Here is a 23,081-nt window from a genome sequence, read left to right as displayed (position 1 = left end):
CCGCAGACGCAATCCCCGAAATCGCCTTCGCTGGCGATAAACGTTCAGACGTTACGGACCCGCCATGGCAATCGTATTTCCGGTGCTACGCACCTTATTGCCGTCGGCAAAGTCCGAAACTTTTGACACATGGCCGTCATATAGCAGCGATGCATGCAAAGCCTCGCGGCACGGTCATCCGCGGTGATTCGCGTCGATCCGCTGCGCCAGTGCCTGCGCGACCCGATCGATGACGTCGGGCCAGTCGCCGGGTTTGTCCTGGCGAAAAAGGCGTGCCGTGGGGTACCACGGACTGTCGTCGCGCTCCAACAGCCAGCGCCAGTCGGGCACGCGCGGCAATAGCACCCAGACGGGCTTACCAAGCGCGCCGGCCAGATGCGCGACCGAGGTATCCACCGAAATCACGAGGTCGAGATTTTCGATAAGCGCAGCCGTGTCGGCGAAATCGCGCAGCTCCACGCCGAAATGCACGACGCTGCTCTGCGCGAGCGCGGCTGTATCCCGCTCACGGACCTGCTGATGCAGGCTGATGAAAGTCGCCCCCCATGCAAGCAGCGGCGCGAACGCGGAAAACCTGATCGAGCGATTCAAGTCGTTGTTATGCGTGGGGTTGCCCGACCATGCGATCCCGACCCTGAGGCGACCCGATGGCGCCCGTGCCTGAAGCCGCTGTCGCCAGGCACTTGCGCGTGCGGCATCCGCAAACAGATACGGCGCCGGCGCCGGAATGCTTTGCAAGTTCGTCTCGAACGCAAGAGGCAAGCTCATCAACGGACATTGCAGATCGAAAGCCGGCAATGCTTCGCCACTCGCGAACAGACTATGACTGCCCCGCAGCGACGCGAGCAACGGCTTCAGCGCGGCCGGTACTTCGAGCACAACGGATGCACCACGTGCTTCGACGAGGCTCACATAGCGGCAGAACTGAAACGTGTCGCCATAGCCTTGCTCCGCATGAAGCAGCACGGTCTTCCCCGCGACCGACTCGCCGCCGAGCCAGGCCGGCCGTTCCATATGGCGGTGCGATCGCGCGGTATCGGGGTCCGCCCAACGGTATTCGTACTGGCGCCAGCCATCGGCGAAATTGCCGGTCAGTAACTGACAATACGACTCCTCGAGACGCCCGTGCCTCTGTGCAGGCTCCAGTTCCTGCGCTCGACGGTAACTCTGCAGCGCATCGTCGAAGCGCAGCAGTTGCTGCAACGCGCCGCCTTGCAATACCCATCCGCCGGGATCCTTCGGTTCGATCGCGACCGACGCTTCATAGCTCGCCAACGCTTCGTCGTAGCGGCCCAGTTGCCGAAGCGTGTGCCCCCGGCTCACCAGCAGCTGCGCGTTCGGGCCGACGCGCGCAAGCGCGTTGTCGTAGATTTGCAGCGCCTCGTCGTAACGCTCCAGCGTTCGCAATGCGACGCCCTGATTGCCTAGCGCCGCATGTAGATCCGGTTCGCGCTTGAGCGCCTGCGTATAGGCATTCGCCGCTTCGTCATGGCGCTGCAATGCCTGCAGCGCGTTTGCCTTGCCGAACCATGCGCCGGCATGTTCCGGCGACAGCGCAAGAATGCGTTCGGAGCGCGTCAGCAGTTCTTCGTGAAGATGCAGTTCGTCAAGTGCGACGCAACTGTTGTAAAGCACCTCGACGTCGTCCGGTTCGATCTCGATCGCCTCGTTGTAGCTCGTCAGCGCCTCCGCGCCGCGGCCCAGCAGAAGCGACATCGCTCCGCACATCGAAAGCAGCGCCGCAACGCGTGGACGGACGACGAGCGCAAGCCGATAGCTTCGCAGCGCGTCTTCGTAGCGGCCCAGGTCGCGCATTGCATGGCCGCGATTCGTATGCGTCGCGAAGTTATGCGGCGCCATTTCCAGCGCGCGGTCGAAGCTGATCAGCGCATCCGCGGGGCGGCCGAGCGCGCGCAGCGCATTGCCGCGATTGCTCCACGCCTCGGGAAGCGCGGATGAAATCGAGAGCGCATTCTCGTAAGCCTGCAGCGATTCCGCGTAACGCTTGAGGCCAAGCATTGCATTGCCACGCGCCAAGTGCGCCGGCGCACTTAGCGCATCTAACCTCAACGCTTCGTTAACCGGCACTAGCGCGGCCTCATAGCGCTCCTGTTTGGCAAGCACCGCACCGTAGTTCGCGAATGCCCAGGCGAAACGCCGTTCAAATTGCAATGCATGAGCAAACAGCTTTTCGGCCTGCGTGGTGTCGCCGCTTTGATCGCACGCCACGGCGAGCAGGAGCAGCGCGTCCGTATTGTTCGGCTCGATCGCCAGCACGCCCCGATACAACTGCTGGGCTTCAGCAAGCGCGCCCTGCTCGTGCAGCGTACGCGCTCGCCGAAGCGAGCCGCGTATCGCCGCATGCATCATCGAAGACCGTTCGCCTGCAATGCCCGCATGTACGTCGGGCGCGCTGTTGCTGTGCTGGCTATCGCGTTTCATCGCTCGCTCGTTGCAAGTTTCTTCGATCGTCAAGTCGACAATGGCGCCGGCACTGCGGCCATCGGTATGGCGAGCAACGCGGCGCTAACCCGTTCAAGCACATCACGCCATTCGCCGGCCTTCGTCTGCCGGAATAGCCGCGCGGACGGATACCATGGGCTGTCATCGCGGCCTAGCAGCCATCGCCAGTCAGGCAGATACGGCAACATGATCCACACCGGCCGCCCCAGCGCACCCGCCAGGTGCGCAACTGACGTGTCCACCGTCACGATGCGATCGAGACAGTGCATCAGCGCCGCAGTATCGGAAAAGTCGCGGATCGCATCGCTAACGTCACGCACGCTCGATGCTGCAAGCAGCTGCTGCTCATCGGCGCGCACGTTCTTCTGCACACTGATCCATTCGACCGAGTCGGACAGCCCCTGCAATATCTCGTCAAGCGCGATCGACCGGTTATGGTCGTCGAGGTGGCTCGGATTGCCCGACCATGCGATGCCGATGCGCGGCCGGGTTTTAGTGCCAAGCCGGGTCTGCCACGCCGCGACCCGCTCGTCGTCGACCCGCAGATAGGGCACGTCCGACGGCATCGACTCCAGATTCGTGCGAAACACGAGCGGCAAGCTCAGAAGCGGGCAATGCACGTCGAATGGCGGCAAAGGATCGCCTTGACCCACCACCTGGTCGACACCCTCTACGTTTTCCAGCATCGATTTCAACGGACGTTGCGCTTCGACGACCACCCGCGCGCCGCGCGCCTTCACAAATTTGACGTAGCGACAAAACTGAAGCGTGTCGCCCAACCCCTGTTCCGCATGCAACAGAATGGTTTTGTCTTTAATGCATTCCTCGCCTAACCACAGCGGTTGTGCGAAATGTTTCTTGAATGTGCCGACCTGCTCCTCTTTCCAGCGCCATTCGTATTCTGGCCAGCCGCGCTCAAAGTCGCCTGCCTGCAAATAGACGAATGCCCTTGTGAAATGCGTGATGATGTTGTTGGGATCGACTTCAAGCACACGGTCATATTCGACCAGCGCTTCATCGTGTTTCATGAGGGAACGTAGTGCGTTGCCTCGCTGAAAACGGGCGGGCCTGTGCTCGGCATCGAGCGTCAGGACGCGATCAAGGCTCGCAATCGCCTCTTCATAGCGATGCAGACGCTGCAGAACCCGGCCACGATAGAACCACGCAACCTTGTATCGGTCGTCGAGCGCAATAGCGCGATCACAGCTCTCTAACGCTTCCGGCAACTTCCGCAACTCCACCAGCGTCTGCGTCCGGTTACACCACGTTTCGATCGACGCGGGCGCGATCTCAAGCGACGCATCGTAGCTCGCCAACGATTCCTCGTACCGCTCAAGCTGATGCAAAACATTGCCTTTATTAGCCATCGCAGCAGCATGCCGGGCATTCAACGCCAGCACACGATCGCATCGCGCCAGAGCATCGTCGTTACGCCCCAGCCGCTCAAGCAGAACCGCACTGTTATAAATGGCATCGACGTAATCCGGCTTGCCGGCAATCGCCTCATTCAAGCTCGAAAGCGCCGCATCCAGATGCCCAAGATCCGCAAGCGTCAACCCTTGCATCAGCAAAATTTCCGCGCTATTCGGAACGATCGAAAGCGCACGGCCATAAGCGTCGAGCGCATCGACGAAGCGTCGCAGATCGCGCAACGCGTCACCACGCTGCCGATGCGCGTTGAACGATCGCGGATCGATTCGCAACGCCCGTTCGGTCGCATCAAGCGCGTCCTGCGGACGATTAAGCGCCCGAAGCACCGCAGCCCGGCCGCAGATCACATCGACGGTCGTCGGCACGAGTTTCAGCAACTGGTCATACACGTCCAGTGCTTCCTCGAGACGCCTCAGCTCCGCCAGCAACCCCGCTCGCAATAACAACGAGCGCGGATGCCCGGGATTGATCCGCAACGCGGCATCGAGTTGCCCAAGCGCATCTTCCCGCCGCCCGAGCGCGACAAGCACGGATGCATGATTCGCCAGCGCCAACGCCGACGGCGATAGTTCGACGGACCGGCTCAGCGCCGCATCGGCATCGTCCATTCGCCCGCGCTGAAAATACAGCACACCAAGCAAATGCAACGCCTCCGCGTGCTCCGGCTCCGCCTGCAATACGTCGCCATACCCGCGTTCCGCGTCGTCGAGCGCGCCTCGCTCATGAAACGCCCGCGCCCGCTTCAATGCACCGTCGACCAGTGTCGACGGTGCCGGCGCGGCCGACGCCGCTCCCCCTCCCGCTACCCCGGCCGCAGGCTGCGTACGCGCGCCGCCCTGCGTATCTGGCGTTGTTCTTCCCGCTTCAGACACCATCGATAATCCTCTCGTCGGACGTCACTGCGTTGCGCCTGCTCATCTTCGGCGGCTATGACTTTTGCGGCTATGACGCGAAGCTGCCGTCTATATCTTGCGGACCAGTTCTTGCCGGACCGTATCAACCACGTCATTCCAGCTGCCCGCGGCCGATTGCCGGAACAGACGCGCACCCGGATACCAAGGGCTGTCGTTACGCTCACGCATCCAGCGCCATTCGCCGAGATGCGGCAGCAGAATCCACACAGGACGATTCAACGAACCCGCAAGGTGCGCCACTGCGGTATCGACCGAAATCACAAGATCGAGCGATTCCATCAATGCGGCCGTGTCCGAGAAATCGCGAAGGTCCGCATCGAAGTTCCGCAACGGCGACGCTTCGAGCACCGCGAGATCGCGTCCACGCACGATTTTCTGCAGGTTGATCCATTCGATATCGAGGTCGAACAGCGGCGACAGCGTCGCGAGTTCCATCGAACGGTTGCGGTCGTTTTTGTGCTCAGGATTGCCCGACCACGCGACACCGACCCGCATGCGGCGCTTCGCGCCCAACGTCTCGGCCCACTTCGACATCAAGTCAGGATTCGCGTGCACGTATGGCGTATCCGCGGGAATGGTCGACACCTCTGTCTTCAATGCGAACGGCAGGCTCAGCAGCGGACACTGATAGTCGTGCGGCGGCAGCGGATCGCCGAGTGCGATCACCTGGGCTGCGCCGGGCAACGGCGCAAGCAGCGAGCGCAACGCGGGCTGCACTTCGAGCACGACCTGCGCACCCATGTCCGCAAGACGTTCGACGTAGCGGCAAAACTGCAGCGTGTCGCCGAAGCCCTGCTCCGCGTGAACCAGAATCGTGCGGCCTTGCAGCGGCTGCTCGCCGGTCCAGCGCGGCCGCGCAAACGTGCGGCGGTTGTATTCGGACTTCGGATCGCGCAAGCGCCATTCGTACTTCGGCCAGCCGTTCGCGAAGTCACCCTGGACCAGATAAATAAAGCCTTGGCCGAAGTGCGCATCCGCGTAGTTCGGATCGAGCGCAACCGCCTTGTCGTACGCCTGCAGCGCGGCATCGAGGCGATTCGTTTCGAGCAGCACATTGCCGCGGTTGAACCAGGCGATCGCGTATTTCGGATTCACCGCGATCGCGCGGTCATACGAGTTCATCGCTTCTTCATAGCGATGCAGGTCCTGCAGCACATTGCCGCGATTGCACCACGCTTCCGGGAAGTTCGCGCTACCGGCAAGCGCGGCGTCGTAGCTCAGCAGCGCCTCCTCGTGCCGTTCGATATGGCGCAAAGCCGTACCGCGATTGCAGAGCACATCGACTGCGCCGGGTTCGAGTTCGATCGCGCGTTGGTATGCCTGCGCGGCCTCTTCATACCGCGTCAGATGCAGCAGCGCATTGCCGCGCGCCGCCAACGCCTTTGCATGATTCGGCTCCAGCGCAAGCACGCGGTCGCATCGTTCCAGCGCTTCTCCCGCTCGCCCAAGCCGCTCGAGCGCCACCGCGCTGTTATAGATGGCTTCGACAAAATCCGGCCGCGTCGCAATCGCTTCGTTGAAGCTCGCGAGCGCATCGCGTGCACGCCCGAGGTCCACCAGCGTACGCCCGCGCGCCGACAGGATATCGGCGTGGTTCGGCACAATCGCCAGCGCGCGATCGTAGTTCTGCAGCGCCTGCGCATTGCGCTGCAAGTCGCGCTGTACATTTGCGAGGTTGTAGAACGATTCGAACGATCTCGGATCGACGGTCAGCGCGCGCTGGTAACTTTCCAGCGCGTCATGCAGCCGTCCGAGCGCGCGCAGCGCGGCGCCGCGATTGCATAGCGCATCGAGCGTCAGCGGCGACACGGCAAGCGCGCGGTCATAGCCGGCCAGCGCCTCTTCATAGCGGCGCATACCCATCAGCATGTTGGCGCGGCGGATCAGCGTCTGCACATGGTTACGATCGAGCTGCAGCGCGCGGTCCAGTTGCGCCATGCCTTCGTCGGCTTTGCCGTTTGCCGCCAGCACGGCCCCGAGATCCGAGATCGGGCTCACTGCGTCGGCCAGCGCTACCGACTGCCGAAGCAACGCTTCCGATGCGGCTGCGTTACCGCGCTGAAATTCCAGCACGCCGAACAGATGCAGCGCTTCCGCATGGTCGGGATACACCGCGAGCGCGGCCTGGTATTCGCGTGCGGCGTCGTCGAACCGGCTCGTGCCGTGCAGATCCCTGCCTCGCGAGAAATGCGCGGCGGCCTGCCGCCGTGCCGCGTCCGTCGGTACGGACGCGCCGTCGCGCGTGCCGGTTGGATGATCGACCTCCATGTCCGCCTCCTGATCCTGTCCTGTTGAGACACAGTGAGCCAGACCAGCGCGAAACTGTTGCCGCCTCCCGATCTGAGCAGCCAGACTAGCGGACAGGGAGTAACACGCGTGTGACGAATGTTACGGACCATTTTGCCGCGCATTGGAGAGGCGCATGGAGACTTGATGTCACATTGCTTTAAAGCATTTTCTGGCCGCTAGGCAAGCGCACCGCTCAACGTTTTGAGCGGTTTCGAAGCGATATGACAGCGGGCAAAATTGACACGCGCAATTGGACCAACCGCCTAATGGTTCGCCGCGGCTGCTTTGCCGCGGCTACTGACCAATCGGAAGCGTGCGGACGAACTCGACGGGCGACGCGCCTGTCGTTACCGTAAAGCGGATGCCGCGCGGCAGCGGCAAACCAACCGACGTACCGTTGCTCACGCCGTGCACCTGGAGGAACCGCGCATACGTGCTGTCCAGCACCTTCTGATCACCGGTCCACCCCACCTGCGGCACCCACACCGCAAGCGTCATCCCCCGCACCCGATCGCTCGCCACCACGCTCGCAAAGTCATCCATATGATGCAGTGCGTCCGCAAGCTGCGACAGCGACGACAACGGCTGCGACGCACTGCGCATCAACTGATGCCCTTTCAGCTGATACCGCACCACCTGCACCTGCGTCGGCGAATTCCCGATAGCGAGATGCCGGATCAACACAAGCTCGTCGCGCCGAATTCTCAACGGCGGCCCGAACACCTCGTCGGGCGTGACGAGGTTGATCATGTCGAACTGCAATTGGGAGAAGTAACGGCCCAGGAGCCGCGTTTCAGCGAGATTGGAAGTCACGTCGTCACGTCCGCGCACCGTCGCATCGAGTCCGCGCCATGCGAGGGCCGCAATCACCGCAAGCAGCGCGATCGCCACGAGCATTTCGATCAGCGTGAAGCCGGATGCGCGTGCAATGGCACGCCGCGGCCTAATGGCGCGCTTCATCCTGCACCACCGTCACCACTTCCGCCAACACCACCCGATTCGCAACCGACGGATAAACACTGACCGTCACCTGCCGCACAATCGGACTCGGCAACGCCGTCACCACCTGATGGCAAACAAATCGATAGGCTCCTTGCGGACACGAAAAGGTCTTTTGCCCCGGCTCCGGCCAGGCCGACGTGATACGCAACTCGCTCAACGCGTTGTCCGCGCTCCACAGCGCAAGCAGATGCGCCCTCGCTGAATCCGTATCCGCGGCAAGCGAGCCGATCGCCCGCAACACCGCGCCCATCGCAATCGCCACGATCGCCAGCGCGATCAGCACTTCGATCAGCGTGAATCCTTGAACCGCACTCAGGCTCATTACCGGGCCGCAGCCGTGGTCACAACCGCCGCCGCGCCGCACGAACCCTGCCCCGCCACTCCCTGGCTTCATCCGCATCGCTCGCTCATGTCGAATCGGTGGAGTTTCATCTCGTCGCGAGTCCGCTCGAACCAACCGGAACCCGATGCACGCTCCCCACGCATGCAAAGGAGAACCCCCGAAGGTGCAAGCGAACTTAGCCGATTCTCATGGCGAATCCGTGTCGGATTGTGTGTACCTTTTTGCCATCTCCCGCGACGTCTTTCGATACATCGCTTCGCTCCGTCGCGCGAGCGAACCTCGCATCGCCCAGATCCCGTATTTCCTCACCATTCAATGCCGTCCATCAGCGTGCGCCCATTTGTTTGGGGCTCAGAAGCCTTTCATTCATTCAACAACTTCAAGTCCACGCATTCAATTCGTTTCCCAGGAATAAAGCTTCTTTTGATGGTGTTTTGTGTGTGCTGCACATTGCATAGGCTTGCTATGCAATGCAGCGATGGTGCCGCCCCCTCGTACCGGTGCACATGATCTGGCATGCGTGCAAAGTCATTGCGCCGTGAAAAACCCTTTCGTTCCAAGAACAACCTTAACAGGAGCTCCCCATGATGACTCGCAAAACCCTTCTGGCTCTCGCGCTCGCAGCATCGGTCGCTGCCGTCGTCGCGGCATGTGGCGGCGACGACAATTCGCCGCCGCCCGCGCAAACTTTCAGCCAAACGCTGCTCGATTCCGATGGCAGCGTCGTCGCCACCAAGGCCGACCCGGACCTGCAGAACGGCTGGGGTGTCGCCTTCAACCCCACGGCGACAATGTGGGTCTCCGATAACAACACTCAAAAATCTTCACTGTTCGACGGCAACGGCAACGTCCAGTCGCTCGTCGTCTCGATTCCGGACGGCACGAACGGCCCGGCCAGTCCGACGGGCATCATCTTCAACCCGACGACCGACTTCATGATCAGCGCCAACGGCGGCGCGCTCAACAAGGCCGTGTTCATCTGGGCGACGTTCGCGGGCACGATCGCCGGGTGGTCGCCCAATGTGCTGCCGACCGAAGCCGTGACCGCATTCGACGACGGCGCGGGCGGCGCGAACTATAAAGGCATCACGATGGTGAACGTGAACGGCGAGAACCGGCTTTACGCGACGGACTTCCACGGCGCGAAGGTCGATATGTTCGACGCGCAGTTCCACAAGATCCAGCCCGCCGGCCAGTTCGTCGACCCCAACATGCCGGCTGGCTTCGCGCCGTTCGGCATCCAGCACCTCGGCAATAGCGTGTTCGTCACCTACGCGCAGCAGAACGCGGCGAAGGCGGCCCAGGTCACGGGCGACGGTCTTGGCGTGCTCGACGAATTCGATCTGAGCGGCAACTTCATCCGCCGTATCGTCAGCAACGGCGGCGTGCTCAATGCGCCGTGGGGTATGGTGCTCGCGCCGTCGAACTTCGGCCCGCTGTCGAACATGATGCTGGTCGGCAACTTCGGCTCGGGATTCATCGAAGTGTTCAATCCGACGACCGGCCAGGATATGGGCAAGCTTATGCTCGGCAATGGTCAGCCGTTCGTGCAATCGGGCTTGTGGGGCATGAGCTTCGGCAACAATGTCGATAATCAGCCGAGCAATACGCTGTTCTTTGCCGCGGGTCCGAGCAAGACAACAGGCGTATTCGGCCGCATCGACGTGTCGAACCCGTAACTGTCGCTCCGCGATGCTGCCGCGCTCGCGCTCGATTCAATGCGCCAACGCGTGAATGAGTCGTTCGCGCGCAGCATCGCATGTAGACTTCTGTTCGCTAATGGCGCCGCGCACACGCGCATAATGGCGCTTTCGCACCTGCGAACCGAAGGAGACCGCTGCCATGGCACACGGCGAGCATACCTACGACGTCACGGTGGAATGGATCGGCAATAAGGGATCCGGCACATCGGGCTATCGCGACTACAGCCGCGATCACGCGATCCGCTCGGGCAGCAAGCCCGACATTCCAGGTTCGTCGGATCCCGCATTCCTCGGCGACGCAGCGCGCTGGAGTCCCGAAGACCTCGTCGTCGCCGCGGCCTCGGCGTGCCACAAACTCTGGTATCTGCATTTGTGCGCTGAAGCAGGCATTACGGTGCTCGCTTATGTCGACGATGCGCGCGGAACGATGCTCGATAGTCCGCAACGCGGAAGCTTCACGGAAATCGTTCTGCGCCCGCGCGTCACGATACGCGCGGGCGATGATCGCTCGCGCGCCGAACATCTGCATCATGCAGCACACGAGAAATGCTACGTGGCGAACTCGGTCAATTTCCCGATTCTGTGCGAGCCGTCGATCGAGTTCGCGTCGAGCTGATCAGTCAGTGCGAGCCGTCGTGGTCGTGGCCGTGCCCATGATCATGACCGTCGTCGTCATCGTTGCTGTCGGTCACGAAGCTGCACATGTTGTTGTGCCCATGCCTGTTCGAGTCGTCGAAATGGCCGTGTCCCGCAAGCTGCTGCGGCACATAGTCGGGCAGATCGCTCGTATCGAGCGCAAACACGAAGAACTGGTTCGGGTTCGGCTCCCCGTTCGGATGCAGGCTGTCCGTCACGGTACCGAGAAAGTCGTTGTCGTTCGCAATCAGGAACGTGTGCTTGCGCTCGCCATGCACGGTGATATCCGGACCGAACGTCAGGCTCTCGAGCTTCGCGGGAATTTCCGTTGCAGTGAAGCCGTGCTTCGTCAGCACATCGACCACGTCGAGAAATAGCGTCTTTTGCAGCGCGAGCGGCTTGAGGCCATCCTGGCCGCTTGCCTGGCTAACGTCCTGCGCGCCGTCCAGATCGACGCGAAACACCTTCTTGAATACCGCCGCGGAATCGTCGCCGAGACCGTGGCCGTCGCGTTCGTCCATCAGCAGCACGTGATCGTTCACGGCAACGACATCGCTGATGGTCGGGAATTTCGGCTTCTTGTCGGTGCCGATGTTCGTCAGCGGATACGCATATTGCTGCGTTTTGCCCGTGCGCAAATCGATTTTCAGAATGCGCGTGAATCCGCCATCGGTGCCGCCGTCCTGCAACAACGGGCTTTGCATCGCGCCAAACAGCGTCTTGCCGTCCGGCGAGATCGCGAGTCCCTCCATACCCTTGTTCGCCACGCGGCCCGACGTGTTGTCCGCGATCTCCGTGTCGCCGACCGGGCTCAACGTCGATACGGCAAACGTATCCGGCACCTTGATCACGTCGATGCGGCGCCCCGTTCTGCGATCGAACCGATAGATGTACGGGCCGTACTCGTCTGAAATGAAGATGCTCTGCCCGTCGTTCGCGACGCGGATGCTTTCCGGGTCGAGCCGCGCATCGAGCGGATCCGTCGACAGATGGGTCGGATCGAAGTTGTCCGAGCGGCCCGTGAAGTAGTTCGTGTGATCGGTCTTGTTGAGCTTCGGTGCGCCGTTCGGCACGTTTTCGGCCGCGCCGTTGCCGTACACGAGGTGATCCGACGTATGGAGCAGCGTGGTGTCGATCAGCTTCGGCGTCGCGACGAACGGCAGGCTGGAACCTGCCGGCGCGTGCGAGAGCGTGAGGTTTATCGTCTGAAAGCGATTGATGTACGAGGCGGTGTCGTCGATCGCCGGGTTGAACGTTATCGCGTTGGGGCCGCGGTCGGGCACGGCGATGAACGTATTGCAGCCGGCAAAGCTCATGGCGGAGCCGATACCACCCAACAGATTGCCCGGCGCGCCGTTTTCGAGCGGCGCCGACGTTTCGCGCGAGAGGTCGCCGATAGTGCCGCTAAGCTGCCCTGTCGCGATCAGATCGACGCCGGCCTGCGCCGTCGATGCCGCAAACAATGAAGCGATAAGAGTCAACGCCAACGAGCTGAATTTCGACATCGAGTATCTCCTTCGAGGTGCATTGCCAGAAGATGCGGCACCGCGCGCGCAGCGCCGCGAGAGTGGTAGACCTTTGCGGATTGCCGACGAAATACTCGGTAACTTTCGTGTCATGCAGGTGACATTGCAGCCCGGAATCGCGCGCACGGCGTGCGTTCCGGGATGGACCGGCGTGTTTCTTCGTTGATCGGCACGGGCATTCGTCCCGATCAACGAACGGTGAGGACGGGTGGGGGCTAAACCGGGAACGAAGTGGTCGAGAGGATTTCGCGCAAAGCGATGAACGATCGTATCTGCCGCACGCCCGGCAGATAGAGCAGCTTCTGTGCGTGCAGCTTGTTGAAGCTATCGTTGTCGCGCGTGCGGATCAGCATGAAATAGTCGAATTCGCCGGTTACGACGTGGCATTCCATGCAGCCCGGTACTTTTTGCGCAAGGCGCTCGAATTCTTCGAACGACTCCGGCGTCGACCGGTCGAGTACGACGCCGATCACGACCAGCATGCCTGCATCGAGCCGCTTGGGGTCGAGCAGCGCCACGGTCGAACGGATATAGCCAGCGTTCCTCAGGCGCTCGACACGGCGCAGACAGGCAGGCGCGCTCAGATTCACCCTGGCGGCGAGCGCGACATTCGAGATCGATGCATCGCGCTGCAGCTGCCGCAGAATCGCGCGGTCGACGCGATCGATGGTCATGCTCTCCGGTTCGCTTGCCGCGCGCGTTGAAGGTCTTTTCATTGCGTAGAACTGCCCAAATACGAAATTCGATTAAACAGAACCGCCGTAGTGTGTTTTTAAACTACGCATCTGCGATTATTTTTGCAAGCTCATTTTCGAGGCGATTTCATAGCATGTAGACCTTCATCCCTGAAAGAACGAAGGAGTCCGGCATCATGAACCTGCGACATTTTCCGCGTTACCCGCTGACCTTCGGCCCGACGCCCATCGTTCCGCTGAAACGGCTCAGCGCGCATCTGGGCGGCAAGGTCGAGCTTTATGCGAAGCGCGAAGACTGCAACAGCGGCCTCGCCTTCGGCGGCAACAAGACGCGCAAGCTCGAGTATCTGATTCCCGAGGCGCTGGAACAGGGCTGCGACACGCTCGTGTCGATTGGCGGCATCCAGTCGAACCAGACGCGCCAGGTCGCGGCGGTCGCCGCGCATCTGGGCCTCAAATGCGTGCTCGTGCAGGAGAACTGGGTCGACTATTCGGATGCGGTGTACGACCGCGTGGGCAACATCCAGATGTCGCGCATCATGGGCGCGGACGTGCGGCTCGTGGCGGACGGCTTCGATATCGGCATTCGCAAGAGCTGGGAAGACGCGATGGAAAGCGTGCGCGCAGCGGGCGGCAAGCCGTTTCCGATTCCGGCCGGCTGCTCCGAGCATCCGCTTGGCGGTCTCGGGTTCGTCGGCTTCGCGGAGGAGGTGCGTCAGCAGGAGCAGACGCTTGGTTTCAGATTCGACTACGTCGTGGTCTGCTCGGTGACGGGCAGCACGCAAGCGGGCATGGTGGTCGGCTTCGCGGCCGATGGCCGCGCGCGCAAGGTGATCGGTATCGATGCATCGGCGACACCTGAAAAAACCCACGCGCAAATCACGCGCATCGCGAAGCATACGGCCGAGATCGTCGGACTCGAACAGCGCCTTGACGAAAGCGACGTGATTCTCGACACGCGATTCGCCGGGCCCGCATACGGGCTGCCGAACGAAGGAACGCTCGAAGCGATTCGCCTGTGCGCGCGAATGGAAGGCATGCTCACCGATCCCGTCTATGAAGGCAAATCAATGGACGGGATGATCCAGATGGTGCGCAATAACGAATTCCCTGCCGGTTCGAAGGTGCTGTACGCGCATCTTGGCGGCGTGCCCGCGCTAAACGCGTATAGCTATCTGTTCCGCAACGGGTGAGCGGCAAATACCAATCTCTTCATATTCGCAAGGCCGGCTGACAAGGCAAATTCGACACAACCCAGGCGCAAACCCAGCGCAAAAGCAGACGTCAAAGCCGGCCTTCGTATTTCCGCTTACCAGGACCTGACAGAACGCTGTCCATCGCACGTTCGCTGCCTAAACCAACGTATTCCCCGCGCATACACCGTTCGTCCGGACCGGGACGTTTGTATAGCTATCTTGCCGTTATCGCGTGCGCTATCGTCAACGCTGTTGCCGGCATTCGCATGCGCCGGCACACTCGCCGCAGCCGATCCTTCCGCGTCCCGCGCTGCGAAGGTCCGCGCATACCCGCGTACTCAACGGTCACTTCATCCAGTCTTCACACGTTGCAGCTGGTTTTCATCGAAAGGAGCACAACGATGAGTAACGTCCGCACGGAATCCGACAGCATGGGAGAAGTTGCGGTCCCCGCCGACAAGCTCTGGGGCGCGCAAACGCAGCGCTCGCTCGAGCACTTTCGCATCGGCCACGATCTGATTCCGCGAGAGATGATCACCGCCTACGCGACGCTCAAGAAAGCGGCCGCCAATGCGAATCTCGCCGGCAAGCGTCTCGACCCCGCGGCGCACAAACTGATCGCACAGGCATGCGACGAAATTCTCGCGGGCCAGCATCACGACATGTTTCCGCTGCATGTCTGGATGACCGGCAGCGGCACGCAGTTCAATATGAACGTCAACGAAGTGATCTCGAATCGCTGCTGTCAGCTTGCGGGGACGCCCCTCGCGAGCAAGCATCCTGTGCATCCGAACGATCACGTGAATATGTCGCAGTCGTCGAACGACTCGTTTCCGTCGGCGATGTACATTGCGGCCGCCGTCAATACGACACAGCGGCTGATTCCCGCCGTCCGTGAACTGCACGACGCGATCGGCGCCAAGGCAGCCGAATGGATGGACATCGTAAAGATCGGCCGCACGCATATGCAGGACGCGACGCCGCTTACGCTCGGGCAGGAATGGTCCGGCTATGCCGGCATGCTCGAAGATAACCTCGTGCGGCTCGACGCCGCTTTGCATGGCGTCTACCGTCTTGCGCTCGGCGGCACCGCGGTCGGCACCGGGATCAATGCGGCGCCCGGTTTTGCGGAAGCGGCCGCCGCGGAAATCGCGACGCTCACGCAATTGCCGTTCGTCAGCGCCCCGAACAAGTTCACCGTGCAAGGCGCGCACGATGCGCTGATACACCTGTCCGGCGCATTCCGAACGCTCGCTGCGTCGCTCTACAAGATCGCCAACGACATCCGCCTTCTGTCGTGCGGCCCGCGCGCGGGCTTCGCCGAACTGCTGATTCCGGAAAACGAACCGGGCTCGTCGATCATGCCGGGCAAAGTCAATCCGACCCAGGCCGAAGCCTTGACGATGATCGCCGTGCAAGTCATGGCGAACGACGTCGCGGTCGGTTTCGGCGGCGCCGGCGGCTACCTCGAGATGAACGTCTACAAGCCGCTGATGATTTCCAATATCGCGCAGTCGATCACGCTGCTCACGGACGGATGCACGAATTTCCGGCGCTTTCTCGTCGAAGGCACGCGGCCGAATGTGAAGAAGATCGACGAATATGTCGAACGGTCGTTGATGCTCGTCACAGCGCTTGCGCCCGTGATCGGCTACGACAAGGCGTCGAAGATCGCGCACCACGCGATGGAGCACGATCAGACGCTCAGGCAGGCCGCGCTCGAACTCGGCTTCGTCAGCGAAGAGGAATTCGATCGCGTGGTCGACGCCCGCAAGATGGTCAAGCCGTATGTCGCCACTGAACAGTGAGGAGCCTTCGATGAACGCGCAACGCACGCTTACCGGTTTCGAGCTTCTACGCTCGCCGCATCTGAACAAAGGCATGGCATTCACCGAGGCCGAACGGCGAGCCTGTCACCTCGAAGGGCTATTGCCGCCGTGCGTCCGCACGCTGGAACTGCAGGTCGCACGCGTGCATTCGGAACTGGCGCACCTCGATAGCGACCTGCAGAAGTACCTGTATCTCTCAGACCTGCAATTGCGCAACGAAACGGCGTTCTATGCGACGATCATGTCGGACCCCTCGCGCTTCATGCCGATCGTCTACACGCCGACCGTCGGTGAGGCGTGCCAGAAGTTCGATCACGTCTATCGCGGCGCACGCGGCATGTTTCTGCCGATTTCCGCGCGTGGCCGCGTGAAGGAGCTATTGCAGAACTGGCCTGAAGACGACGTGCGCTTTATCGTCGTGACCGACGGCGAGCGCATTCTCGGCCTCGGCGATCTCGGTGTAGGCGGCATGGGCATTCCGATGGGCAAGCTGGCGCTTTACACCGCTTGTGCGGGCGTGCCGCCGCAGTTCTGCATGCCGGTCGTGCTCGACGTCGGCACCAACAACCATGAACTGCTCGAAGATCCGCTTTATCTGGGCCTGCGCCACGAGCGCGTGCGCGGCGACGACTACTACGCATTCGTCAATGAATTCGTCGAAGCCGTCGAAGCACTGTTTCCGAAATGCTGCATCCAGTGGGAAGACTTCGCGAACTTCAACGCGGTACCGCTGCTCAGTCGCTACAAGGACAAACTCTGCACGTATAACGACGATATCCAGGGCACGGCCGCCGTCGCATTGGCGGGCATTTTCGGCGCACTGCGAATTTCCGGCCAGAAGCTCGCCGAGCAGCGCTTTCTGTTCCTCGGCGGCGGTTCGGCGGCAACCGGCATCGCCGAATTGATCAGCGAAGCGATGACGCTGGAAGGGCTCACGATCGATCAGGCGCGCGCGCGCCATGCATTGTTCGACGTACACGGGCTGATCGAGAAATCGCGCAGCGATCTGGCGGACTTCCAGAAGCCGTTCGCGGTCGACCATGCGCCGCTCAACTCGTTCGTCGACGCGGTCAAGGCATTGAAGCCCACGGGCATTATCGGCGTGAGCACGATGCCGAAGCTTTTCAACCAGCAGGTAATCGAAGCAATGGCCGAAATCAACGAGCGGCCGATCATCTTTCCGTACTCGAACCCGACCTCGCGCTCCGAATGCACAGCCGAAGAAGCGTACGGCTGGTCGAACGACAAAGCGATCTTCGCCAGCGGCAGCCCGTTTCCGCCGGTCACGCTGCACGACGGCCGCACGTTCGTGCCGGGGCAAGGCAACAACGTCTACATTTTTCCGGCAATGGGCATGGCCGTGTATGCCACGGAAGCGAAGCGCGTCACAGAGGAGATGTTCATCGTCGCGGCAAGGGCCGTTGCGGAACAGGTCACCGACGACAGCCTCGACACGGGGCTCATCTATCCGCCGCAAGCGAAAATTCTCGACGCGTCCTTGCACGTGGCCGCGCGGGTCGCGGAACATATCTTCGATGAAGACCTCGCACGCGTGCCGCGCCCCGATGACATCGAAGCCTATATCAGGGAACGCGCGTACAAACCGGTGTATCCGACGTAAAAGGAAGCACGCTGGCTCGCCGCCACGTACGGCGAGTCAGCCCGCTCTCTCAACCGGCAACGTGAACCGGAACACCGCGCCACGCGGCTCGTTCGCGCTAGCCGACAGCGTGCCCCATGCACCTCGATAATCGAGCGGCAGACCGCGAGGCCCACTCCCATGCCGCTCGCCTTCGTCGAATAGAACGTCTCGAACAGGCGGTCCGCACGCCCCGGATCGAGCCCTTGCCCCGAATCGCGCACTTCGACATGAATCGAGCCCGTGCTTCCGCTCGCGCTGTTCGCGTCGCGCACGTGCCGCGTGCGGATCGATAGACGGCGCACACCGTGGAAGTACTCTTTTTCGTAGGGCTGCACGCTGCCGGTCGTTTTCAGCTCGGGCGTCCACTTGCTGTCGCGATGCCTGTGCCATTCGGGCGGCGTCAGTTCGTCCCAGCGCAAGCGGCCCGCGGCGAGGTCTTCGCGATCGTAGCCGACGATGCGCAGGAACGCATCGTTCGCCGCGCGGATCGGCCTGTCGAGTTCCCGGAACGAAACGCCGATGATGTTCGCGTCGACGATGCGCCGGCTCCTCGCTTCAGAACTTCGAAGCTGCTGTCCGCCACGGCAACGACCCCATCATTTCAGGTTCGACTGCCGTTGGCCTTCAGAAAATCGACGAACGCGCGCAACGGCGCCGGCAGATGTCGCCGGCCCGGATAGTACAGAAACGGGCCGGAAAAACGCTGCCACCACGGTTCGAGGATCGGTTCCAGCGCGCCGCTGTCCAGATGCGCACGCAGCATGCCTTCGTAGAGATGGACGACGCCAAGTCCCGCCCGCGCGGCGTCGACCGCAAGTTCCACCGCGGCGGCGGGGCGCACCACGAGCGGGCCCGACGGGTCGACGCGAACCACTTCGCCGTCGCGCTCGAAATCCCAGGTCGGCATTGCGCCGCCGGCGAATTGACCGCGCAGACACGCGTGCGAGAGCAACTCTCGCGGGTGCGTCGGGCGGCCGTGCGCGTCGAGGTACGCGGGCGCCGCGGCGGTCGCGAAGCGCTGCACGCGCGGGCCGATCGGCGTCGCGATCATGTCCTGTTCGAGCCGCTCGTCGTAGCGGATGCCGGCATCGCAGCCGATCGACAGCACATCGACGAAGTTGTCTTCGACGACGACTTCGACGCGAATTCCCGGGTACGTCTGCAGAAACCGCGCGACGATCGCGGGCAGCACGACACGGGCGACGCCCGACGGCACATTGAGGCGCAACGTGCCGGTCGGTTTGTCGCGAAACACGTTCAGCACATCGAGCGCCGCTTCCATTTCGCTGAACAGCGGCGTCAGCTTTTCGATGAGGCGCTCGCCCGCTTCGGTCGGCGCGACGCTGCGCGTCGTGCGATTGAGCAGGCGCAGGCCGAGCTTCGCCTCGAGCCGGCGCACTGCCGTACTGAGGCTCGACGCGGACACACCATTGATGCGCGCGGCGTCGCGAAACCCGCCGGCGCGCGCGACCGATACAAACGCGGCGAGGTCGTTCATTTCAGCAGCCATTGTTCACCTTTTTGCACAGCCCGTTCGATCTGGATGGGATTATCTAACAACGGGACGACCCGCATACTTGGCGCTCTTCTTTAGTGAATAAGCGAAAGGATGACCAGAATGCCGAAACACGCTCCCGCAAAGACGTTTTCACTGGCCGGACGCCCGGTGCGCCGCATGGGCTACGGTGCAATGCAGCTGGCCGGGCCGGGCGTATTCGGGCCGCCCGCCGATCGCGCCGCGGCGCTTGCGGTGCTGCGCGCCGCGGTCGAAGCCGGCGTCGATCACATCGATACGAGCGACTACTACGGCCCGCGCGTGACCAATCTGCTGATCCGCGAGGCTCTCCATCCGTATCCGCGCGAGCTGACGATCGTCACCAAGGTCGGCGCCCGCCGCGACCATGCCGGCGCATGGCTGCCGGCGTTCTCGCCGCAGGAACTGCGGCAGCAGGTACACGACAATCTGCACAATCTTCGCGTCGACGTGCTCGATGTCGTGAACGCGCGGATCATGGGCGACATCCATCAGCCCTCGGAAGGATCGATCGAACCACAGGTGACGGCGCTCGCCGAACTGCAGCGCGAAGGCCTCGTGCGGCATATCGGGCTAAGCAACGCGACGTCGGCACAAGTTGCCGAAGCGCGCAGCATCGCGGATATCGTCTGCGTGCAGAATCTCTACAACGTGGTCCACCGCGACGACGATGCACTCGTCGACGAGCTCGCGAGCAAGGGCATCGCGTTCGTGCCGTTTTTCCCGCTCGGCGGCTTTACGCCGATTCAGTCGTCGGTGCTCGCGAAGGTCGCGCAGTCGATCGGTGCGACGCCGCGGCAGGTCGCGCTCGCATGGCTGCTGTATCGGTCGCCGAATATTCTGCTAATTCCGGGGACGTCGTCGGTCGCGCATTTGCGCGAGAACATCGCGGCGGCGCAGATCGAATTGACGGATCAGGCGTTGGCGGAACTCGATGCGATTGGTGCGAAAAGCCAGGAGCCGTGAGCGGCCAAACGCAAAGGCGTGTTGCGCGGCGGCATGTGGCGTGCCGACGCGTTGCGCCGGCGGCCGGACGAACGAGCCGCCAGCTGACGCTGAAGCACCGCGCTGCGCCCCGACGCATCGACGAGCCAGCGCGCGATGGCAGGTGGGCGCAGTCTTCACGGCGACGCCGTCCGTCGTGCCGTATCAGAAGTTAGCGTGCACGTTGACGAACGCGCTCAACGACTCGCCCACGAACGCGCCCGCCGCATTCGCGGCGACGTAATAACGCCGGTCGAACAGGTTGTGCACGTTCAGATCGATACCCCAGCGCGGCGCCTCGTAGCCGAGAGCTGCGTTCGCTATCACATACGACGGAATCGAATTGACGTTGGTGATGTCGCTGTATGTCTTTGCGACGTAGTTCACGCCCGCGCCCACATGAAAACCGGGCACGCCCGCAATCGAAAAATCGTAGGTCGACCAGAGGTTGCCGATATAAGCGGGCGCACCCTGGGGACGATTGCCGACCGACGAAATGCCCTGCGGGTTATCGGTGATTTCGGGATCCTGCGCGGTGAAGTTCGCGATGACGTGCCAATGGCTTGTCAGCGCCGCATCGATCGACGCCTCCGCGCCGCGCGTTTTCTGGCTGTCGAACACGACCGATTCGACGCCGTTGATCGTCGTCAGGGCCGCGACGTTGTCGCGCTTCACGTCGAAGAGCGCGGTGTTCAAAATGAGGCGCTCGTTGAGCAGCGAGAACTTTACGCCGACCTCATACTGCAGCGCCGATTCCGGTGCTCCGATGCCGTTCTGCGTATTCTCCGAGTTGAAATTCGCGAAGTGGCTCTTCGAAATGCCGAAGTACGGCGTCATCCACGGCAGCAGCTTGTATAGTGCGCCGATATTCCAGCTGACCGGGGCATCGTTGCGCGAGTCCGTTACGCCGGCGAGCAACGGCTGGCCGTTCGTGCCGAAGCGCCCAGGCACCGAGATATTCGGCGTCAGCGAGGTATCCCACCAGTCCTTGCGAACGCCCGCGCGCACCTTGAACTTGTCGGTCACGTCGATCTGGTCGGTCGCATAGACGCTGTAGTAGTTCGCGACCAGACGGTCGTTATCGCACGAGTGCTTTGCGTCGCACAGGAACGCCAGTTGATCGGCACTGGTTTCCGGCGGCACCGGGTTGAACGCGTCGGGAATGTTCGGCAGGTCCGCAGTCGTGCGTTCGGTATCGATCAGCTGATGCTGATATTCGAAGCCCGTCAGCAGCGTATGCCCGACGCTGCCGATGCCGAACTTCCACACCGGTTCGAGCTGATAGTCGAAGCTGTTGTCGCTGTCGTCCTGCTGCCGCAATTGACGGCCGATCACTTCGCCATTGCTGATTTTCGTGCTGGTGCTGTCGCCATTCGTCAGCGCGTCGAGCGAGCGGTGCAGATACGAGAAGCGGTTGTTGATCGTCAGGAAGTCGTTTACTTCCCATTTGTCGGTCAGTGCCGGGCGTACATAGGTTTGCCGTGCGGTTGCGAACGGCGTCGAAAATTTCGCGTTGCGCGAGACGCTCGAGAGCGGCGAACCGTTGAAGTAGATAATCCCGTACGAATCGGGCGTCTCGTGGATATCGCGCAAGTCGAGCGAAAATTCTAGCGTATGCTTGCCCAGTTGCCATTGCAGATCGGGCCTGACTTCATAGTCGCGGCTCGCGAGGTCGCGAAGGCCGTCGGTGCGCGAGAACGTGGCGTCGACGCGGTAGTTGAGGCCCGCAATGCCGGTCGGCCCGGTGATGTAATCGCTATTCGTCAGGGTTCCGTACGATCCGGTCTGCACGCTCGCGCCGTAGTGGAGATCGGGCGACGGCGTGTAGTGCACGATATTGATCGTGCCTCCTGGAGGCCCGCTGCCGAAAAGCGCGGAGCCCGGACCCTCGAGAATCTCGACCTGCTTCACGCCGTTCAGCGAGTGCGAGATGCCGCTCAGTTCGTCGCCATCGGAGAAGCCGTCTTCGTAAACCTGGGCGTTGAGGCCGCGAATCAGGAAGTGATCGTAGTAGCCCTTCGAATCCTGCCCGCCATAATTGACGCCGCTCGCGTTCGTGATCGCATCGCGCAGCATCGTCCCGCCTTGCTCATTGACGAGTTGGCGCGGAATGACCTGAACGCTTGCAGGCAAATCTTCGAGCTTCGTGCCCGTTTTGCTCGCGTCCACGCGCTGCCGCGGATCGTTGACGCGATCGGTTTCGACGAGCGGACCATAGCCGGTCGGCGTACTGCCTTGCACGTGGATCGCGGGCAAGGTTGCATCGGGTAGCGTAGCGGTAGACGGGCCTGACGATGAGTTTTGCGCTATGCCCGTCGGGACTGCCGGTTGTGCCGGCGGTTCTGCTGGCGATGGCTGTTGTTGTGCCTGCGACTGCGCCCATCCGGATTGCGCGATTGCGATGCCCATGCATAGCGCGGCAAGCCGAATATCGGTTTTCTTGCGCAAACGCGCACGCGCCGCGCGCGCCGTCTGGCGGGCCCTTCTGACATTCATGAATCGATCCCCTTTCAAACGCACTTCAATGATGTGCCGCTTCGCTACGCGCGTCGCATGACCGCCGGATGTCGGCAATACATGCGATGCGTGCGAACGGCATGCAGCAGCCGCACGCGGCAACGCGCGAGGCCGAAAAAAGCACGAAAGTGGGGACCTGCTCGATTGAAGGCGGTCGCTACATTGGCGATCGCCAGAAACGACGACGGCGCGCGAAACGCGCGCGTCGAGGAGTGAACGTGAATTTGATGGGGTTTATTCCGGCGCGTCGAAATATTTTTGACGCGCGTGTCGATAATGCTTACGAAGCGCAAGATCCGCTGCCGGAACGAGCGAACGAGTCTATCGTGACGCAGTGGGTCGGGAACTTGACGAGTAGATGTTCGCGAAAGAGGAAT

At 62.0% G+C, this 23,081-nt stretch carries 16 protein-coding genes; 6 read left to right on the top strand and 10 right to left on the bottom strand.

The genetic code is table 11. The features are described 5' to 3' along the window. Positions 1-174: 174 nt before the first annotated feature. From QYH69_RS20885 to gspI, 5 genes are all read right to left on the bottom strand, one after another. On the bottom strand, positions 175-2,442 hold the full coding sequence (locus QYH69_RS20885) for a tetratricopeptide repeat protein (RefSeq protein WP_308833704.1): 2,268 nt from the start codon (positions 2,440-2,442) through the stop codon (positions 175-177). Between the two features lie 29 nt (positions 2,443-2,471). Next, entirely contained in the window at positions 2,472-4,769 is a 2,298-nt protein-coding gene (locus tag QYH69_RS20880; protein ID WP_374992463.1) for a tetratricopeptide repeat protein, read from the bottom strand. An 87-nt stretch (positions 4,770-4,856) separates the two neighbouring features. Next, complete coding sequence (locus QYH69_RS20875) at positions 4,857-7,076, bottom strand: tetratricopeptide repeat protein (protein WP_308833703.1); 2,220 nt, start codon at positions 7,074-7,076, stop codon at positions 4,857-4,859. Between the two features lie 315 nt (positions 7,077-7,391). Beyond that, complete coding sequence (locus QYH69_RS20870) at positions 7,392-8,057, bottom strand: prepilin-type N-terminal cleavage/methylation domain-containing protein (protein ID WP_308833702.1); 666 nt, start codon at positions 8,055-8,057, stop codon at positions 7,392-7,394. Next, positions 8,041-8,421 carry a type II secretion system minor pseudopilin GspI gene (gene gspI / locus QYH69_RS20865; RefSeq protein ID WP_308833701.1) on the bottom strand — a complete coding sequence of 127 codons (381 nt, stop codon included), beginning with the start codon at positions 8,419-8,421 and terminating at the stop codon, positions 8,041-8,043. The genes QYH69_RS20870 and gspI overlap by 17 nt, the downstream gene beginning before the upstream one ends. Positions 8,422-9,026: 605 nt before the next feature. On the opposite strand from gspI, the gene QYH69_RS20860 reads away from it, so the two are divergent. Both QYH69_RS20860 and QYH69_RS20855 read left to right on the top strand, forming a co-directional pair. Then, positions 9,027-10,121, top strand: a complete 1,095-nt coding sequence (locus tag QYH69_RS20860) for a TIGR03118 family protein (RefSeq protein ID WP_308833700.1) — start codon at positions 9,027-9,029, stop codon at positions 10,119-10,121. A gap of 163 nt (positions 10,122-10,284) precedes the next feature. Then, positions 10,285-10,761: an OsmC family protein gene (locus tag QYH69_RS20855; protein ID WP_308833699.1), complete on the top strand. Its 477-nt coding sequence runs from the start codon at positions 10,285-10,287 to the stop codon at positions 10,759-10,761. 4 nt (positions 10,762-10,765) lie between these two features. Here QYH69_RS20855 and QYH69_RS20850 read toward each other — a convergent pair whose 3' ends face one another. Further along, positions 10,766-12,286 (bottom strand): esterase-like activity of phytase family protein, encoded by a 1,521-nt coding sequence (locus QYH69_RS20850; RefSeq protein ID WP_308833698.1) that lies wholly within the window; start codon positions 12,284-12,286, stop codon positions 10,766-10,768. Between the two features lie 236 nt (positions 12,287-12,522). Next, complete coding sequence (locus QYH69_RS20845; protein WP_308833697.1) at positions 12,523-13,023, bottom strand: Lrp/AsnC family transcriptional regulator; 501 nt, start codon at positions 13,021-13,023, stop codon at positions 12,523-12,525. A 155-nt stretch (positions 13,024-13,178) separates the two neighbouring features. On the opposite strand from QYH69_RS20845, the gene QYH69_RS20840 reads away from it, so the two are divergent. The 3 genes from QYH69_RS20840 to QYH69_RS20830 all read left to right on the top strand — a co-directional run bounded on the left by QYH69_RS20840 (position 13,179) and on the right by QYH69_RS20830 (position 17,648). Beyond that, complete coding sequence (locus QYH69_RS20840; protein ID WP_308833696.1) at positions 13,179-14,195, top strand: 1-aminocyclopropane-1-carboxylate deaminase; 1,017 nt, start codon at positions 13,179-13,181, stop codon at positions 14,193-14,195. 404 nt (positions 14,196-14,599) lie between these two features. Next, positions 14,600-16,006 carry a class II fumarate hydratase gene (fumC, locus tag QYH69_RS20835; RefSeq protein ID WP_308833695.1) on the top strand — a complete coding sequence of 469 codons (1,407 nt, stop codon included), beginning with the start codon at positions 14,600-14,602 and terminating at the stop codon, positions 16,004-16,006. 10 nt (positions 16,007-16,016) lie between these two features. Continuing rightward, entirely contained in the window at positions 16,017-17,648 is a 1,632-nt protein-coding gene (locus QYH69_RS20830; protein ID WP_308833694.1) for an NAD-dependent malic enzyme, read from the top strand. On the opposite strand, the gene QYH69_RS20825 is transcribed toward QYH69_RS20830, so the two are convergent. Together QYH69_RS20825 and QYH69_RS20820 are read right to left on the bottom strand one after the other, a co-directional pair. Further along, on the bottom strand, positions 17,606-18,088 hold the full coding sequence (locus QYH69_RS20825) for an ATP-binding protein (RefSeq protein WP_308833693.1): 483 nt from the start codon (positions 18,086-18,088) through the stop codon (positions 17,606-17,608). The genes QYH69_RS20830 and QYH69_RS20825 overlap by 43 nt on opposite strands. Before the next feature lie 182 nt (positions 18,089-18,270). Beyond that, positions 18,271-19,179, bottom strand: coding sequence for a LysR family transcriptional regulator (locus QYH69_RS20820; RefSeq protein ID WP_308833692.1), 909 nt, complete (start codon positions 19,177-19,179; stop codon positions 18,271-18,273). A gap of 108 nt (positions 19,180-19,287) precedes the next feature. On the opposite strand from QYH69_RS20820, the gene QYH69_RS20815 reads away from it, so the two are divergent. After that, entirely contained in the window at positions 19,288-20,169 is an 882-nt protein-coding gene (locus tag QYH69_RS20815; protein WP_308833691.1) for an aldo/keto reductase family oxidoreductase, read from the top strand. A 183-nt stretch (positions 20,170-20,352) separates the two neighbouring features. Here the strand turns inward: QYH69_RS20815 and QYH69_RS20810 are convergent, their stop codons facing one another. Next, complete coding sequence (locus QYH69_RS20810) at positions 20,353-22,683, bottom strand: TonB-dependent receptor (protein WP_308833690.1); 2,331 nt, start codon at positions 22,681-22,683, stop codon at positions 20,353-20,355. Between the last annotated feature and the right edge of the window lie 398 nt (positions 22,684-23,081).

Origin of the sequence: Paraburkholderia sp. SARCC-3016 (genome assembly GCF_031119615.1) — a bacterium.
GTDB lineage: Bacteria > Pseudomonadota > Gammaproteobacteria > Burkholderiales > Burkholderiaceae > Paraburkholderia.
The sequence above is the reverse complement of the archived record's forward strand: the minus strand, read 5'-3'. Positions and strand labels throughout refer to the sequence as shown.